General features: G+C 67.9%; 14 protein-coding genes. 5 read left to right on the plus strand and 9 right to left on the minus strand.

Annotated features, from left to right (window positions below; all coding sequences use genetic code 11):
• Positions 1-36: 36 nt before the first annotated feature.
• From NKI68_RS18710 to NKI68_RS18720, 3 genes are read right to left on the minus strand one after another with little or no spacing between them, the layout of a single operon-like run.
• On the minus strand, positions 37-1,086 hold the full coding sequence (locus NKI68_RS18710; RefSeq protein WP_254546815.1) for a hypothetical protein: 1,050 nt from the start codon (positions 1,084-1,086) through the stop codon (positions 37-39).
• 2 nt (positions 1,087-1,088) lie between these two features.
• Positions 1,089-1,379: a hypothetical protein gene (locus NKI68_RS18715; RefSeq protein ID WP_254546816.1), complete on the minus strand. Its 291-nt coding sequence runs from the start codon at positions 1,377-1,379 to the stop codon at positions 1,089-1,091.
• A 54-nt stretch (positions 1,380-1,433) separates the two neighbouring features.
• Complete coding sequence (locus NKI68_RS18720; protein WP_254546817.1) at positions 1,434-2,405, minus strand: D-2-hydroxyacid dehydrogenase; 972 nt, start codon at positions 2,403-2,405, stop codon at positions 1,434-1,436.
• Between the two features lie 143 nt (positions 2,406-2,548).
• On the opposite strand from NKI68_RS18720, the gene NKI68_RS18725 reads away from it, so the two are divergent.
• From NKI68_RS18725 to NKI68_RS18745, 5 genes are all read left to right on the plus strand, one after another.
• Entirely contained in the window at positions 2,549-3,832 is a 1,284-nt protein-coding gene (locus NKI68_RS18725) for a nickel pincer cofactor-dependent isomerase, group 22 (protein ID WP_254546818.1), read from the plus strand.
• A 200-nt stretch (positions 3,833-4,032) separates the two neighbouring features.
• Positions 4,033-4,824 carry an SDR family oxidoreductase gene (locus NKI68_RS18730; RefSeq protein WP_254546819.1) on the plus strand — a complete coding sequence of 264 codons (792 nt, stop codon included), beginning with the start codon at positions 4,033-4,035 and terminating at the stop codon, positions 4,822-4,824.
• A 55-nt stretch (positions 4,825-4,879) separates the two neighbouring features.
• Positions 4,880-5,224: a cupin domain-containing protein gene (locus NKI68_RS18735; protein WP_254546820.1), complete on the plus strand. Its 345-nt coding sequence runs from the start codon at positions 4,880-4,882 to the stop codon at positions 5,222-5,224.
• 122 nt (positions 5,225-5,346) lie between these two features.
• The gene (locus NKI68_RS18740) at positions 5,347-6,513 is read left to right on the plus strand and encodes an enolase C-terminal domain-like protein (protein WP_254546821.1); all 1,167 of its coding nucleotides are present in this window, start codon (positions 5,347-5,349) and stop codon (positions 6,511-6,513) included.
• Between the two features lie 54 nt (positions 6,514-6,567).
• Positions 6,568-7,542 (plus strand): aldo/keto reductase, encoded by a 975-nt coding sequence (locus NKI68_RS18745; protein WP_254546822.1) that lies wholly within the window; start codon positions 6,568-6,570, stop codon positions 7,540-7,542.
• An 83-nt stretch (positions 7,543-7,625) separates the two neighbouring features.
• Here NKI68_RS18745 and NKI68_RS18750 read toward each other — a convergent pair whose 3' ends face one another.
• The 6 genes from NKI68_RS18750 to NKI68_RS18775 form a co-directional block, all read right to left on the minus strand.
• Positions 7,626-8,795, minus strand: coding sequence for an ABC transporter ATP-binding protein (locus tag NKI68_RS18750; RefSeq protein ID WP_254546823.1), 1,170 nt, complete (start codon positions 8,793-8,795; stop codon positions 7,626-7,628).
• Positions 8,796-8,955: 160 nt separating this feature from the next.
• Complete coding sequence (locus NKI68_RS18755; protein ID WP_254546824.1) at positions 8,956-9,795, minus strand: carbohydrate ABC transporter permease; 840 nt, start codon at positions 9,793-9,795, stop codon at positions 8,956-8,958.
• Positions 9,796-9,798: 3 nt separating this feature from the next.
• On the minus strand, positions 9,799-10,746 hold the full coding sequence (locus tag NKI68_RS18760; protein ID WP_254546825.1) for a carbohydrate ABC transporter permease: 948 nt from the start codon (positions 10,744-10,746) through the stop codon (positions 9,799-9,801).
• A gap of 133 nt (positions 10,747-10,879) precedes the next feature.
• Complete coding sequence (locus NKI68_RS18765) at positions 10,880-12,388, minus strand: ABC transporter substrate-binding protein (protein ID WP_254546826.1); 1,509 nt, start codon at positions 12,386-12,388, stop codon at positions 10,880-10,882.
• A 173-nt stretch (positions 12,389-12,561) separates the two neighbouring features.
• Positions 12,562-13,827, minus strand: coding sequence for a mandelate racemase/muconate lactonizing enzyme family protein (locus NKI68_RS18770; protein ID WP_254546827.1), 1,266 nt, complete (start codon positions 13,825-13,827; stop codon positions 12,562-12,564).
• A gap of 72 nt (positions 13,828-13,899) precedes the next feature.
• Entirely contained in the window at positions 13,900-14,793 is an 894-nt protein-coding gene (locus NKI68_RS18775) for a dihydrodipicolinate synthase family protein (RefSeq protein WP_254546828.1), read from the minus strand.
• Positions 14,794-14,805 lie beyond the last annotated feature (12 nt).

Below are 14,805 nucleotides of genomic sequence, written 5' to 3' on the forward strand. Positions count from 1 at the left end.
GCGAAAGTCGCCGGCTGGGGCCGGCACCGATCGTCCTCACCCTCGGACCGGTCGCTCGGCGAGTCGCAGCAGGTGCCGTCTGAGCGGCCGGATCTCGTCTGCGTACCGTCCGGCGGTGTCGTTCTCGAGCCGTTCCCGGAGGGCGGCCGCCACGTCCCGCTCGGCCGCGTGGAGGTCGGCCTCGATGCGCGCGGCCCTGTCGACCTGTGCGGGCGTCAGCGACCCCTCGCGAGCCGTCCGAAGCTGTGCCCGGACGTCACGGCTTATCTCGATGGCCTGGCGGGCGTCGTGGACGACGTACGGCGAGCCGTCCTTCTCCCAGGCGACCTCGACCGCCTCCTCGGAGAGCGCGCCGGTCATGAACGCGGCCTTCCCGAGGGTGGCCTCGGTGGGGGAGGTCGTGGGATCGACGTCGGCGCGGGCGTCGTAGGAGACGAGGACGGTCTTCTCGGGCGTGTTGTAGGCGTCGGTCGGGTACGCCGCGTTCGCGACGCCGCCGACGCCGACGCCGAGGAGCGCCACGAGCGCGAGCGCGAGGAACCACCGCGGCGCGCCGCGGACGGGTATCGGCCCCAGCAGGGGGTTGTTCGAGCGGTTCCGCATCGACACCTCCCGGAGGTCGCCGACGAACTGCGCCAGCGTCCGCGTCCGCTTCGACGCGCCGGTGACGACGAGTCGCCCCCCCTCGGTGAGCCTGACGAACGAGTTGTGGAAGCCGCCGTGGGTGACCATGAGGCCCTCGCCCTCCGGGAACGGCTCCCAGCGGACGGCGTCGGAGCCGTCGCCGGCACCGACCGCCTCGGCGATGCTCGCAAGCGCGTCGTCCGGATTCGGGTCCGGGTCGTCCGAGACGAACGTCGCGTCCATCTCGACGCTGCCGCGGCGGCGGGCCTTGAGGTACCTGCTCCCGCGGCGCGACCAGAGCTTCGCGTACGCCAGCGCCGGCGGGAGCCCCAGTATCGTCGCCGCGACGACGACGCCCGGGAGGAACCGGAGGGGGTCGCCGTACTCGACGGCCGCCCAGACGCTCAGCGCGATCAGCAGCGTGCCGGACGACCACGAGACGGCGCGAAGCGTGTTCACCATCGTCAGCGGCCGCCGAAGAACGTCCGTTTGAGCCGGCCGACGATCCCGACGCGTCGCGACTCGATCTCGGCTTCGATCACCGGTTCGAGCTTCCGTTCGAGGTCCTCGCGGCTCTCGAAGCGGTCGACCTCGGCGTCGAGGAACAGCTCGGAGACCATTATCATGTACTTGCCGTCCTCGTCGAGCTGGACGTTCGTGAGGGCGTACTGACGCTCTAACCGGTTTGCCGTCACCGGGTAGCTCCACCCGGCGTCTTCGACGAGTTCGTGGATGGCGTCCGCGCCGTGGGTCATATCCGAGGTAGTTAGCCCGACGGTATAAATGTTGTACGGGCGCCGAGTCGCCGCCTACGCGACCCGGTTCTCGACGTCGTCGTACGACCCGGTCTCCTCGACCGTCTCGAGGTTTCGAGCGAGGATGTCGGCGACGCGGGGGTAGTACTGCGGCGTGTAGCCGGAGTTGTGCGGCGTGATGTGGACGTTCCCCATCCGCCAGAGGTCGTGGTCCGCCGGGAGCGGTTCGGGGTCGGTCACGTCGAGCGCCGCCCCGCGGAGCGCGTTGCCCTTGATCGCGTCCGTCAGCGCCTCCGTGTCGACGATCGGGCCGCGGCCGACGTTGACGACGACGGCCTCCGAGGGGAGCGTCTCGAACGCCGCGTCGTCGACGAGGCCGCGGGTCGTCTCGGTCAGCGGGCAGGCGAGGACGAGGTAGTCCGTGCGGGACAGCGCGTCGTGGAAGTCCTCCTCGCCGAAGCCGAGCACCTCGTCGGTCGGCCCGCCCTTCTCCGGCGTGTACCGGATCCCGATGGTGTGAGCGCCGAACGGCTCGAGCCGTTCGGCGACGGCCCGCCCGATGGCACCGAGACCGACGACGGTGACGGTGCTCTGGCTCAGTTCGCGGTGAAACCCCTGGTAGTGTCGCCACTCGCGGTTTCGCTGCCGCTCCCAGCCGACGTGGAGGTTGCGCACGAAGACGAGGACGGTGCCGACGACGTGTTCGGCGATGTTCGGGCCGTGGACCCCCGAGGCGTTCGTGACGACGACGCCGCGCGCCTCGAGTTCGGCGAGCGGGAGGTGGTCGACGCCCGCCGAACAGCAGGCGAACAGCTCCAGCGCCTCGGCGGCCTCGAGCAGGTCGTCGCGCAGCCCGTGACCGACGACGACCGGTGCCCCGGCGACGAGTTCGCGTTCCGCCGCGGGCGTCGCCGCCCTGGCCACCTCGTACCCGGGCAACCGTTCGCGGAGTTCGTCGGCCAGCGACTCCGTCGACAGCCCGTGGGCCGCCCGACGCAGAACCGCGACGTCCGGCGAGTCAGCCATCGATGCCTCCCTCGACGGTGGTGATTCGAATCGGCATTCGGCCGTCGGTTGTCGCCCGGCCCTCTTAATAACCCCGTCGTCGCCGCGACCGAACAGCGTCGCCGCGACCGAACAGTTTTGCCCTCCGGCGCGCGACGCCCCACATGGAATTTCCGGACGCGGACACGGCCGAGGCGGCACTTCCGGACGTGGCGTTCCCGTCGTTCCACGAGGTGCGGTACGATCCGCCCGCGCCGACGCTCGACGACGTCGGTGCGGCCGCCCGGCGCGAACTCGACGCCCTGCCGCTCGAGGGCCTCGACGCGGGGGCGACGGTCGCCGTCGGCCTCGGCAGTCGCGGCATCACGGACGTCGTCCCCGTCGCGCGGGCGGTCGTCGCGGAACTGCGGGCGCGCGCCCTCGAACCGATCGTCGTCCCGGCGATGGGGAGCCACGGCGGTGCGACCGCCGAGGGCCAGCGGCGGACGCTCGCGGGCATCGGCCTCACCGAGGAGTCGCTCGGCTGTCCGATCGACCCGCGGATGGACACCGAGCACCTCGGAACCTCGGCGGTCGGCGGGGAGGTCCACCACTCGACGGCCGCCCTGGACGCGGACGCGGTGCTCGTGATCAACCGCGTGAAGGCCCACACGAACTTCGACGGCCGATTCGAGAGCGGTCTCTGCAAGATGCTGACCGTCGGTCTCGGCAAACAGGTCGGCGCGAAGGAGTTCCACGAGACGGCGCTCGTCGAGGGCTACGAGGCGGCCATCGAGGCGGCGCTGGACGTCGTCACCGAGCACTCGCCCGTCGTCGGCGGCGTCGCCATCGTCGAGAACTTCTTCGACGAGACGGCGCTCGTCGAGGGGGTCCCCGTCTCGGCGCTGCCGGACCGGGAGACGGGACTGCTCGAACGCGCCTACGAGTACATGCCGACGCTCCCGTACGACGAACTCGACGTGCTCGTCGTCGACGAGATCGGCAAGGACGTCTCGGGTGCCGGGATGGACACGAACGTCATCGGTCGCTACCGGGTGCTCAACGCCGACGAACCCGAGTCGCCCGACGTGAAGCGCATCGTCGTCCGCGGGCTGACCGAGGCGACGCACGGCAACGGCAACGGCATCGGCCTCGCGGACGTCACGACGGCCGCCGCCGTCGAGGAACTGGACCTCCACCAGGTCTACACGAACGCGCTCACGAGCGGGTCGCTCTCGAAGGCGCGACTGCCGGTCGTGCTCCCGAACGACCGCCTCGCGCTGCTGGCGGCGGTGTCGACGATCGGCCCGTACGACCCCGAGACGGTCCGCATCGCCTGGATCCGCGACACGTCACACCTCTCGTCGTTCCGGGTGTCGGCCGCGCTCGCGGCCGAGGAACCGGACCACGTCGAGGTGGTCGGCCCCGCGCCGCTGTCCTTCCCCGGCGGCAGTGCGCAGTTCGACTGAGCGATCCCGCGCGACGGTCGTACCGCACCGACGGCCTCGGACGGTCGAACGGGTCCGGGGGCTCGACGTCGCCGTCACGGGTGGCGGCCGACGCGTCCGCGCGGGACGGCGTCACGTTCCTCCGAACTCGTGTCGCCCGGGCGAACTCGCGTCGCCTCGAGCGAACGCTTTTAGCCCCGTCGGACGACGAACCGAACGACATGGATCTCGAAATCGAAGGTGACGCGGCGCTCGTGTCGGCGTCGAGCAGCGGTCTCGGAAAGGCGTCCGCCATCGCGCTCGCGCGGGAGGGGGCGAACGTCGTCCTCAACGGCCGCGACGAGGATCGACTCGCCGACGCCGTCGCGGAGGTGGAGGCGGAGGCGACGGGCGACGTCGTCGGCGTCGCCGGCGACCTGACCAGCGGGGCGGACGTCACGACCCTCGTCGAGCGGACGGTCGAGGAGTTCGGCGGTCTCGATCACCTCGTCACGTCCGCGGGCGGCCCGCCGAGCGGTCCGTTCCTCGAGACGGACGACGAGGACTGGTACGACGCCTACGACCTGCTCGTGATGAGCGTCGTCCGACTCGTCCGCGAGGCGGCTCCGCACCTCCGTGCGGGCGAGGGCGGCACCGTCGTCACCATCACCTCCCGGAGCGTCAAGGAGGCCATCGACTCGCTCGTGCTGTCGAACTCGGTCCGCATGGGCGTCATCGGCCTGGAGAAGACGCTCTCTACGGAACTCGCGCCCGAGGTGCGCGCGAACGCCGTCCTGCCGGGGGCACACGAGACGGCCCGCATCCGGGAACTGGTCGAGCAGGGCGTCGAACGCGGCGAGTACGAGAGCTACGAGGCCGGTCTGCGGGAGCGCGGGCAGGCCAACCCGCTCGGGCGCATCGGCGACCCGATGGAACTGGGCGACACCGTGGCCTTCCTCTCGTCGCCCAGGTCGGGCTACATCAACGGCGAGGCCGTCCTCGTCGACGGCGGGCAGAGCCGGGGCAACCTGTAGAGAAATCGCCCGCACGCCAAGATTCATACCGCCGTGCGACGTGGGCGGAGGTGTCATGGAATCAGTGCACTTCGACCGGGCGGAGACCTACGAACCCGAGGAGGGCTGGCGACGCGTCGAGATGGCCGGCTCCGAGGCGTTCTCGTTCGAGTGGTTCGAGAAGCCGCCGGGACACTCCTCTCCCATGCACGACCACGAGAACGAACAGGTCTGCATGGTGCTCGCGGGCGAACTCACCATCCACACCGAGGACGACGAGGTGACGCTCGGTCCCTACGACTCGGTGTGGCTCGAACCGTGGGAGCGCCACCGCGTCGAGAACACCGGCGACGAGCGGGCCGTCGGCGTCGACGTCTTCGCGCCGGGGCGGTCGTTCGACTTCTGGCTGGACCGGGAGTGATCGCCGGGGCGAACTGGCCGTCGTCTCCGGGCGAACCCGTTCGGACGGCGACGGGGCGAGTCGACGCCGTCCGGTCGGGCGACCGCGACCTATTTACCCTCGCCCTCCGTCTGGCGTGCAGAATGGTGCCGACCATCACGCGAATCGAGTCGACGGAGTTCAGCTACCCCGTCGAGGACCTCGGCTACTCGCCGAACGGGTTCAGCCTCGTGTACGAACCGGGGAACACGCTGGAGCGCAAGCTGTTCGGGCTGCGGGTGCACACCGACGCGGGGGTGACCGGCGAGTACGTCGGCGGTAACTCCCCCGCGTTCGCGCAGGTGAACCTGGTCGCGGACTACCTCGTCGGGAAGAACCCGCTCCACCGCGAGAAACACTGGTCGGAGATGAAACGCGCCCTCCGCAAGTACGACCGGATGGGGATCGGCCCGCTCGACATCGCGCTGTGGGACTTCGCGGGGAAGTACTACGACGCGCCGATCCACGAGCTGCTCGGCACCTACCGCCGGCGCATTCCGACCTACGCCTCGACGTACCAGGGCGACCGCAACGGCGGGCTGGACTCGCCGGCGGCGTTCGCCGACTTCGCCGAGACGTGTCGCGACATGGGGTATCCCGCGTACAAGATGCACGTCTGGGGCGGCGAGTGGCGCGACGCCGACGAACTCGTCGAGGCCGTCCGCGCGGTCGGCGAGCGCGTCGGCGACGAGATGGACCTGATGCTCGACCCCGCGTGCGAACTGGAGACGTTCGCCGACGCGTTGCGGGTGGGGAAGGCCTGCGACGAGGCGGGGTTCCTCTGGTACGAGGACCCCTACCGCGACGGCGGCATCTCCCAGCACGCCCACCGCAAACTCAGACAGCACCTCGACACCCCCATCCTCCAGACCGAACACGTCCGAGGGCTGGAGCCGTTCACCGACTTCGTCGCGACGGAGGCGACCGACTTCGTGCGGGCGGACCCCGAGTACGACGGCGGCATCACCGGCGCGATCAAGCGCGCCCGGATCGCGGAGGGGTTCGGGCTGGACTGTGAGTTTCACGCGCCGGGGCCCGCCCAGCGCCAGTGTATCGCCGCCATCCGCAACACCAACTACTACGAGATGGCCCTCGTCCACCCGGACGTCCCGAACACGCAACCTCCGGTGTACCTCGACGGGTACGCCGACATGCTCGACGCGATCGACGGCGACGGGACGGTCGAAGTGCCCGACGGTCCCGGTCTCGGCGTCACCTACGACTGGGATTACGTCGAGGAGAACGCGCTCGGCGGGCGCGTCTACGAGTAGTCGTCGCTGGCTCCGACGCATACCTTTTTGAGCGCGTCGGCCGAGGCGTCCTCCATGGAGTACGCGACGCTCGGTACCACGGGACTCGAAGTATCGAGGATCTGTCTCGGCTGTATGAGCTTCGGAACCAGCGACTGGCGCGAGTGGGTGCTCGACGAGGACGAGAGCGTCGAGATCATCGACCGGGCGGTCGACCTCGGTATCAACTTCTTCGATACGGCGAACATGTACTCGCTGGGCGAGTCAGAGCGCGTCCTCGGGAAGGCACTCGAGGGGCGACGCGAGGAGTCGGTCGTCGCGACGAAGGTGTTCAACCCGATGCGGGAGGACGACCCGAACGCGAAGGGGCTGTCGCGGAAGGCCATCGAGCAGGAACTGGACGCCTCGCTCGATCGCCTCGGGATGGAGACTGTCGATCTCTATCAGACGCACCGCTGGGACGACGACACGCCCATCGAGCAGACCCTGCGGGCGCTCGACGACGCGGTCCGACGCGGGAAGGTCCGCTACCTGGGAGCGAGTTCGATGTGGGCCCACCAGTTCGCGGAGGCGCTCGCCACGAGCGACCGACTGGGTCTCGACCGATTCCTGACGATGCAGAACCACTACAACCTCGCGTACCGGGAGGAGGAACGCGAGATGCTCCCGCTGTGCGCGAAGGAGGACGTCGGCGTCATTCCGTGGTCGCCGCTCGCCCGGGGATACCTCACGCGCCCGGCCGAGGCCATCGACGCCACGACCCGCGGGGGATCGGAGCGGCGAATGTACGAACACCCCTACCGGGAGGGCGGCGGGAGGGAGGTGAACGAACGCGTCGAAGCGCTCGCGGACGAGAAGGGCGTGAAGATGGCGCAGATCGCCCTCGCGTGGTTGCTCCACAAGGACTGGGTGACGGCACCCATCGTCGGAACGACGAGCGTCGAACACCTCGAAGACGCCGTCGAGGCGCTCGATATCTCGCTGTCGAGACGCGATATGGACTACCTCGAAGAGCCGTACGAACCGGTCCGCGTCTCCGGTCACGAGTGAGCGACACGCCGGAGGGATCGTCGCCGGGACGCCCCCCTTGTAGTCGACGACGAACGAAGACGAGGTCGGGCGCGTTCGACCCGCTACCCCTCGATGGTGGCCTCCTCGGCCTCCTGCTCGACCCCGGGTTTCTCCGTACCGTGCGTGAGCGCCTGTTCGGTGCGGGCGTCGAAGAGGTGGATGTCGTCCTCGGCGAACGTGAACGCGAAGGTGGTGCCGAGTTCGGGCTCGATGGACGACGGCGTGCGTACCCGGCACTCCTGTCCATCGAGGTCGAGGTAGATGAAGTTGTCCGACCCGACGACCTCGACGACGTCGACGCGGCCGCGGACGATCTTCCCCTCGGGCGTCGTCTCGTCGGCCTTCGTGATGGCCTCGGGACGGATGCCGAGCACCAACTCGTCGCTCTCGCGGTCGTCGAGGTTGCCGACGATGTGTTCGGACACCTCGTAGGTGAACGCCTCGTTTCGGAGTTCGCCGGTGCCGTCGGCGTTCGTCGCTAGCTCGACGTCGAAGAAGTTCATGCTCGGTGAACCGATGAAGTCGGCGACGAAGACGTTGTTCGGCCGGTAGTAGACGTCCTTCGGCGGCCCGACCTGCTGGAGTCGGCCGTCGTTGAGCACGACGATCCGGTCGGCCATCGTCATCGCCTCCTCCTGGTCGTGGGTCACGTACAGCGTCGTGATGCCGAGTTCGGTGTGGAGCCGGGCGAGTTCCGTCCGCATGTGCTGGCGGAGCTTCGCGTCGAGGTTCGACAGCGGCTCGTCGAACAGGAACACCGCCGGCTCGCGGACGATGGCGCGGCCGGTCGCCACGCGCTGCTGCTGGCCGCCCGAGAGCGACCCCGGCTTCTTGTCCAGGAGGTCGTCGATGCCCATCATCGTCGCCGCCTCCCTGACGCGCTTGTCTATCTCCTCGTCCGTGAGGTCGGTCGAGAGGCGGAGCCCGTAGGCCATGTTCTCCGCGACGGTCTTGTGCGGGTAGAGCGCGTAGCTCTGGAAGACCATCGCGATGTCCCGGTCCTTCGGCGCGCGGTCGTTGATGACCTCGCCGCCGAGGCGGATCTCGCCGTCGGTGACCGTCTCGAGGCCGGCGACCATCCGCAGCGTGGTCGACTTCCCGCACCCGGACGGTCCGACGACGACGATGAACTCGCCGTCGGGGATCTCGAGATCTAGCTCTTCGACCGCCACGATGGGGCCGGAACCGCCATCGAACACTTTGGTCAGGTTGTCGAGTTCTAATTGTGCCATGGTGTGTCGTATTGTTGGGTTACTGTCGGCTCACGCCTATTTAACGGTACGAGTCGAACGATCCCCGCTCGGACGCGGCGCTCTCGGACCGACCGTCGACGGCCGGTGGAGCGCGCGCCGGGGCGAACGTCGTCCTCGAAGGTGGGTCTGGTCATGGGAACTATCCGCCGCTGCCGCCGAGTCCTTCGCCGACGTAGCGCTGGGAGAGGCCGTAGAAGATGACCGGCGGTGCCACCAGGATCACCACCGCGGCCATCAGGAGGTTCCACTCCCGGAGCACGTCGCTCCCGAGGATGTAGTGGATGGCGACCGTCGCCGTCCGGACGTCCTCGTCGCTCGTGAGGATGAACACCCACAGGAAGTTGTTCCACCCGGAGAGGAACGAGAACAGCGCGGCGGCGCCGATGGCGGGCGCGCTCAGCGGGAGCACGATGCGGAGGAACGCGGTGATCTCCGTGTTCCCGTCGAGCAGCGCCGCCTCCTCGATGTTGGGCGGGATGCCCTGTCGGAAGAACCCCTGGAGCAGCCAGATGTTCTGCGGCAGCGTGAAGATCGCGATGGCGATGATGACGCCGACGAGCGTGTTCACGAGACCGAGATTGTAGAAGATCTCGTACACCGGGATGGTGATGACGATCCAGGGGAACATGATGGTGAACACGGCGGTGTAGAACAGCACCTGTCGCCCCGGGAAGTCGAGCCGGGCGAACGCGTACGCGCCCGGGATGGAGAACAGCACCGAGATGACCATCGCCGACAGCGAGACGATGATGCTGTTGCGGAAGAACATCGGGAAGTCGGCGCGGCCCCAGATGCGGAGGAACGGCTCGATGGTGAATACCTCCCCTAGCGGGAGGTACGGGGCGTTCGGATCGACGGCCGCGAAGTTCGTCAACACGGACGTCCTGAGGACCCACAGGTACGGGAGCAGTGCCCACAGCGTGAAGACGGCGATACCACCCCACAGCAACGCTTTCGAGCGTCTGTTTTCGTTCAACATGGGTTATACGTAGAGTTCCTCCTCCTGTCTGATCGCGTTGACGTAGATGATACCGGCGGCCATCGCCAGGATAATCATCACGACGCCGATGGTGAACGCGCGCGCGAACGAGAGGTTCACGAACGCGGTACGGTACGTCAGGATGGACAGGAGCATCGTCCGGGTTCCCGGGCCTCCGGCGGTCAGTTCGAACGGTTGTGCGAACTCGGCGACGTTCCACGCCGTCCGGAGCGCAAGGATGACCACCGTGGGGATCATCAGGTGCGGGAGCGTCACGTCGCGGAACCGCCGGATCCGTCCGGCACCGTCGAGGGCCGCGGCCTCGTACTGCTCGCTCGGGACGGACGCCAGCGCGGCCCCGTAGATGATGGCCGCGTACGCGAAGTCGTGCCACACCTGGGCGACGATGAGCGAGACGTAGGGCCAGAACCCCTCCGCCAGGAACGACGGGACGGTCGTCCCGAAGTCGGAAGCAACCTTGACGATGAGCCCGAAGTTGCTGTCGAGGAACCAGAACCAGATGACACCGCCGGCCAGCGGGGCCGAGAAGTACGGCGACATCAGGATGGCGGCGAACGTCCCCTTCAGACCGGATCGGATCTCGTTCAACAGCAGCGCCACCAGGAGGCCGACCACCAACTGTAGCGTCGTCACGCTGAAGACGAACACCATGGTCCACCCCAGCGCGAACACGAACAGGTCGTTCGAGATCAGCCACGCGTAGTTGTCGAGTCCGACGAACTGGGCGCTGGCCCCGCCGAGCGTCGCGTTCGTGAACGTGAGGTAGATCCCCTGGATGATGGGGATGTAGAACAGGAGGATGAACATGACGAACGTCGGGAGGATGAACAGGTACCCGGCGTAGTTCTCCTTGATCCTGTCTACGAGCGTCTCCTCTTCGAGCCCGTATCGCTGTCTGATGGCCTCTGCGGACCGTTGTTCCTGTGCCACGTTACCAGTCACCTCCAAGCATCGTACGGCGTTTCACGAACACAGTACATAAAACGTTGTGGGTCATACGAGTAGTATCTGAACGGTGGGCATTTTTGTGTCTTCGAGAGGTCGTTCGAGCGCTATCGAACCGTTAGCTGTTCCGCTCCTTCAGCGTCTTGTCGACCTTCTGTCTGACCTGCTGGGGTAGCTGGTCGACGCCGACCTGACCCGCGATGGCCTTGCTGATCGTCTCGTTCATGTCGGTCCAGCGGATCTGGTCGGTGCCGTTGACGTCCCACGGGCCACCCGTGTTGTTGTACTGGGTGCCGTATTTCTTGAGGTCCTGGAGGACCATCTTGAAGTTCTGGGGCAGATCTGGGTACTCCTCGAGCAGTTTGTCCTGCATCGGCGTGTCCGCCGGGATGGCGGGGTACAGTTCGCCGTAGAGCGTGAGGACGTGCTGGTCGTCCTGGTGGAGGAAGGTGTTGAGGTCCCACGCGGCGTCCATCTTCTTCTGGTCGCCGACGTCGTAGATGGAGTGGGCCTGCTCGAGCGCCCACACGTGACCGCCGTGTTCGCCCTCCAGCCCTTCGAGTTCGCTGATGCCCATCTTGGCACCGTAGTCGGCGTCGAGCTTCGGGTGCGGGATCGCCATCACGTCGCCGTCGCCGCCGTTCCAGCCGAATTTGACGTCCTCCTTGACCGTCGTCCAGCGGGTGAAGTTCTGGGTCATGTAGTTGAACGACCCGACGCGGTCGGTCAGCATCAGCGACGGGATCTCCTCGTCGCTGCGCTGGGCGGTGCTGTCGCTGGAGAACTTGCTCGCCAGCATGACGGTGTTCTTCATCATCCCGTCGGTCCGCTTGCCGTCCTCGCTGTCGGCGTTGATGATGACGTCGGGGTCCTTCGGGTCGCCCCGGATCCACGGGTCCTTCCCCTCGGTGTGAGCGGTGCGGGCCTCGCCCCAGTAGGCCTCGAGGTCGGCTGCGGCACCCGTCTGCTCGAACGCGTTGGCGTTGGGGAACTCCTTCTGTACCTTGTTGAGCGCGTCGAGGAACCCGCTCCACGTCTGGAGTTCGTCGGGGCTGGAGACGCCGGCCTGGCTGAACATCTTCGGCCGGATGCCCGTGTGACTTACGCTGTGGCGGAGCGGGCCGCCGCTCCACCAGTTACCGCGGAAATCGGCCGTCGCCTTCGACGCGACGCTCCAGCGGTCGGGGTAGTCGCTCCCCTCGACCCACTGGCCGTGGTCGGGTACCTTGCCGTCCTGCCAGAAGTCGATGCCCGCGCCGCCGGACTCCGCCAGCGTCGGCGGATTGCCCGCCGAGACGGTCGACGCGATCTTCTGCCGGACGTCGGAGTAGGAGGTCGTCTGCAGGTTGACCTTCACTCCCGCCTGTTCGCCGAATCGGTTGACCGACTCCTGGAAGTGCGGTTTGGTGAGGGAGTTCTCGGCGGCCTCCGCCGAGAGGTAACTGATGGTGACGTCCGCGGAGCCACCACCGCCGCCGTTGCCGCCGCCACCGCCACCGCCGCCGCCGGCACAGCCGGCGAGCGCTCCGAGCGCCCCGGTCGCACCCGTGGCAGCGGTCGCTTTCAGGAAGTCACGTCGAGACGTGTCTTCGGAGGTATCGGTTGCCCTGATGTCACGCTTTGACATACCGCTTCCGCCTTGTGACGAGTCTGTAATAACAGTTTGGGTGAGTACCAGATTGATTTCATATATGGTTCTTGTTTAGAACCCGAGGATGTCGGCCTCGTTAGAGCCATCGGACCAGCGTCAGAATTCAATCACGTCGGTACTGGGATCGAAGCGGTACTGCATCGACAGCCTCAAACGAACAGTTCCGACCCCTCGACGAGGTGTTCCGCCGCGACGTCGGGATCGAGTTCGACGCCGAGGCCCGGTCCCTCGGGCAGTTCGACGTACCCGTCTTCGAGGATCGGTTCGTCGGGGGCGTCGGTTCGACGCACCAGGTCACCCCACCACGGTACGTCCCGGGCGTGCCACTCCAGCGCGAGGAAGTTCGGGATCGCGGCGCAGACGTGCACGCCCGCGATCGTACCGACCGGGCTGGAGATGTTGTGCGGCGCCAGCGGGATCCCGCGGAGGTCACAGACGGTCGCGATCTTCCTGAGTTCCCAGAGGCCGCCGCACTTGTTGACGTCGGGCGCGGCGATGTCCATCGCCCCGGCCCGCGCGTAGTCGTCGAACCGGGCGGCCGTCACGACGTTCTCGCCGGTCAGGATCGGGAGGTGCAACTCCTCGGCGAGCCGGGCGTGCGCCTCCACCTGTTCGGGCGGGACGGGGTCCTCGAGCCACGCGAGGTCGTACGGTTCGAGTCTCTTCCCGATGCGCCGGGCCGTCTCCACCGTGAAGTTCCAGTGGAGGTCCATCCCGAGGTCGACGTCGTAGCCGATCTCGTCGCGGACCGCCTCCACCAGCGACACCTTGTGCTCGATCGACTCGTTGTCGAGTCGGCGCGCCGCCGTGTCCACGTCCCGGCTCGTCAACACGTCGAGGTCGAACTTCAGCGCCTCGAACCCCTCGTCGACCACCTCGCGGGCCGCCCGCGCGTACGACTCCGGCGTGTAGACGTCCGTCGGGTCGCGGGAGGCGGCCTGTCCGAGCGACTCCCCGCCGTGGGTGTCGCAGTAGATCGTTATCTCGTCGCGGTACTTCCCGCCGAGGAGTTCGTAGACGGGAACGTCCAGCACCTTTCCCTTGATGTCCCACAGCGCCGTCTCGACGCCGGTGAAGGCCGACTGCCCCACGCGACCGCACCCTGTGTACCGCTGGTTCATCAGTTCGAGCAGGCGATCGACGTCGAGGGGGTTCTCGCCCTTCAGGTCGACGACGAGGCGCTCGGCCATGTCGAGGGCCGCCTCGGCGCGGAACGTCTCGCCGAGGCCGTAGTGCTCGGTGTTCGTCTCGACCTTGACGAGCCCCCAGGTGAAGTTCCCCGCGACCGCCATCGTCTTCACGTCGGTGATCTCGAGGTCGCGCTCCGGCGGTCGGCGGGCCTCCTCGACGCTCAGGTCTCGCCAGGGGACGCCGCCGCCCGGCGGTATCCGGTAGTCTCCTTCGTCGTCTCGCATGACTCGGTCGGTATGCCTCCCCGACTCACATAAACCTGCGGAGCGGTCGACCGTTCATCGGGTCGACTCGGATCAGGTCGACTCGGAACGGGCGGCGACGGCGTCGTAGGCGTCGGCGAGTCGCCGTTCCTCCTCGGGCGACAGCTCCGGTAGCGGCAGCAGCGGCGGCCCCACCTCGACGCCGCTCCACCGGACGAGGAACTTGAGCGCCGCCGTCGTCGGGAGGCCGTCGTGGGCGGTGCTGATCGGTATCGCCACGTCGTTGCACAGCCGTGCGACGCGCTCCCGGTCGCCGTCGACGTGGGCGTCGTACAGTTCGGCCATCGCCGCCGGGAAGACGTTTGCCGCCCCCGCGACGATACCGTCGGCCCCCGCATCGAGCGATGCGGCCCCGAGCGCCGTGATGCCCTGGACGACGGCGAAGTCGTCCGGCGTGCCATCGACGAGTCGGAAGTGGTAGCTCGCCCGTCCGGAGGAGTCCTTGATGCCGACGACGTTGTCGTGGTCCGCCAGCGTCGCCACCGTCTCGACGTCGAGGGTGACGCCGGTCAACTGGGGGATGGTGTAGAGCACCACCGGGAGCGGCGAGCGGTCCGCCACGGTCTCGTAGAACTCGAGCAGTCCCGCCTGCGTCGTCGAGAGGTAGTAGGGCGTCACGACGACCGCCGCGTCGGCACCCGCACCCGCGGCGTCGTCGACGGCGGCGAGCACGTATCCGACGCTCGTCCCCCCGCAGCCGGCGATGACGGGCGTCCCGTCGGCCGACTCGACCACCGTCTCGACGACGGTTCGTCGCTCCGCCCGCGTGAGGCTGGAGAACTCGCCGGTCGACCCGTTCGGAAACAGCGCGTGGACGCCGTCCGCGACGAGCGAGGCGGTGAACGATCGGAGCGTCGGAACGTCGACGCCGCCGTCTCGACCGAGCGTCGGCGTCACCATCGGCGGAATCGTGCCAGTGATTCGCATCGGTGCGCTCGT

Source organism: Halomarina pelagica (assembly GCF_024228315.1).
In the GTDB taxonomy this organism is placed as follows: Archaea; Halobacteriota; Halobacteria; order Halobacteriales; family Haloarculaceae; genus Halomarina; species Halomarina pelagica.

Bases quoted from the DNA above. Each gene is read 5' to 3' on its own strand.
- NKI68_RS18710 (WP_254546815.1), bottom strand. From the start codon at position 1,086: ATGGTGAACACGCTTCGCGCCGTCTCGTGGTCGTCCGGCACGCTGCTG.
- NKI68_RS18715 (WP_254546816.1), bottom strand. From the start codon at position 1,379: ATGACCCACGGCGCGGACGCCATCCACGAACTCGTCGAAGACGCCGGG.
- NKI68_RS18720 (WP_254546817.1), bottom strand. From the start codon at position 2,405: ATGGCTGACTCGCCGGACGTCGCGGTTCTGCGTCGGGCGGCCCACGGG.
- NKI68_RS18725 (WP_254546818.1), top strand. From the start codon at position 2,549: ATGGAATTTCCGGACGCGGACACGGCCGAGGCGGCACTTCCGGACGTG.
- NKI68_RS18730 (WP_254546819.1), top strand. From the start codon at position 4,033: ATGGATCTCGAAATCGAAGGTGACGCGGCGCTCGTGTCGGCGTCGAGC.
- NKI68_RS18735 (WP_254546820.1), top strand. From the start codon at position 4,880: ATGGAATCAGTGCACTTCGACCGGGCGGAGACCTACGAACCCGAGGAG.
- NKI68_RS18740 (WP_254546821.1), top strand. From the start codon at position 5,347: ATGGTGCCGACCATCACGCGAATCGAGTCGACGGAGTTCAGCTACCCC.
- NKI68_RS18745 (WP_254546822.1), top strand. From the start codon at position 6,568: ATGGAGTACGCGACGCTCGGTACCACGGGACTCGAAGTATCGAGGATC.
- NKI68_RS18750 (WP_254546823.1), bottom strand. From the start codon at position 8,795: ATGGCACAATTAGAACTCGACAACCTGACCAAAGTGTTCGATGGCGGT.
- NKI68_RS18755 (WP_254546824.1), bottom strand. From the start codon at position 9,795: ATGTTGAACGAAAACAGACGCTCGAAAGCGTTGCTGTGGGGTGGTATC.
- NKI68_RS18765 (WP_254546826.1), bottom strand. From the start codon at position 12,388: ATGTCAAAGCGTGACATCAGGGCAACCGATACCTCCGAAGACACGTCT.
- NKI68_RS18770 (WP_254546827.1), bottom strand. From the start codon at position 13,827: ATGCGAGACGACGAAGGAGACTACCGGATACCGCCGGGCGGCGGCGTC.
- NKI68_RS18775 (WP_254546828.1), bottom strand. From the start codon at position 14,793: ATGCGAATCACTGGCACGATTCCGCCGATGGTGACGCCGACGCTCGGT.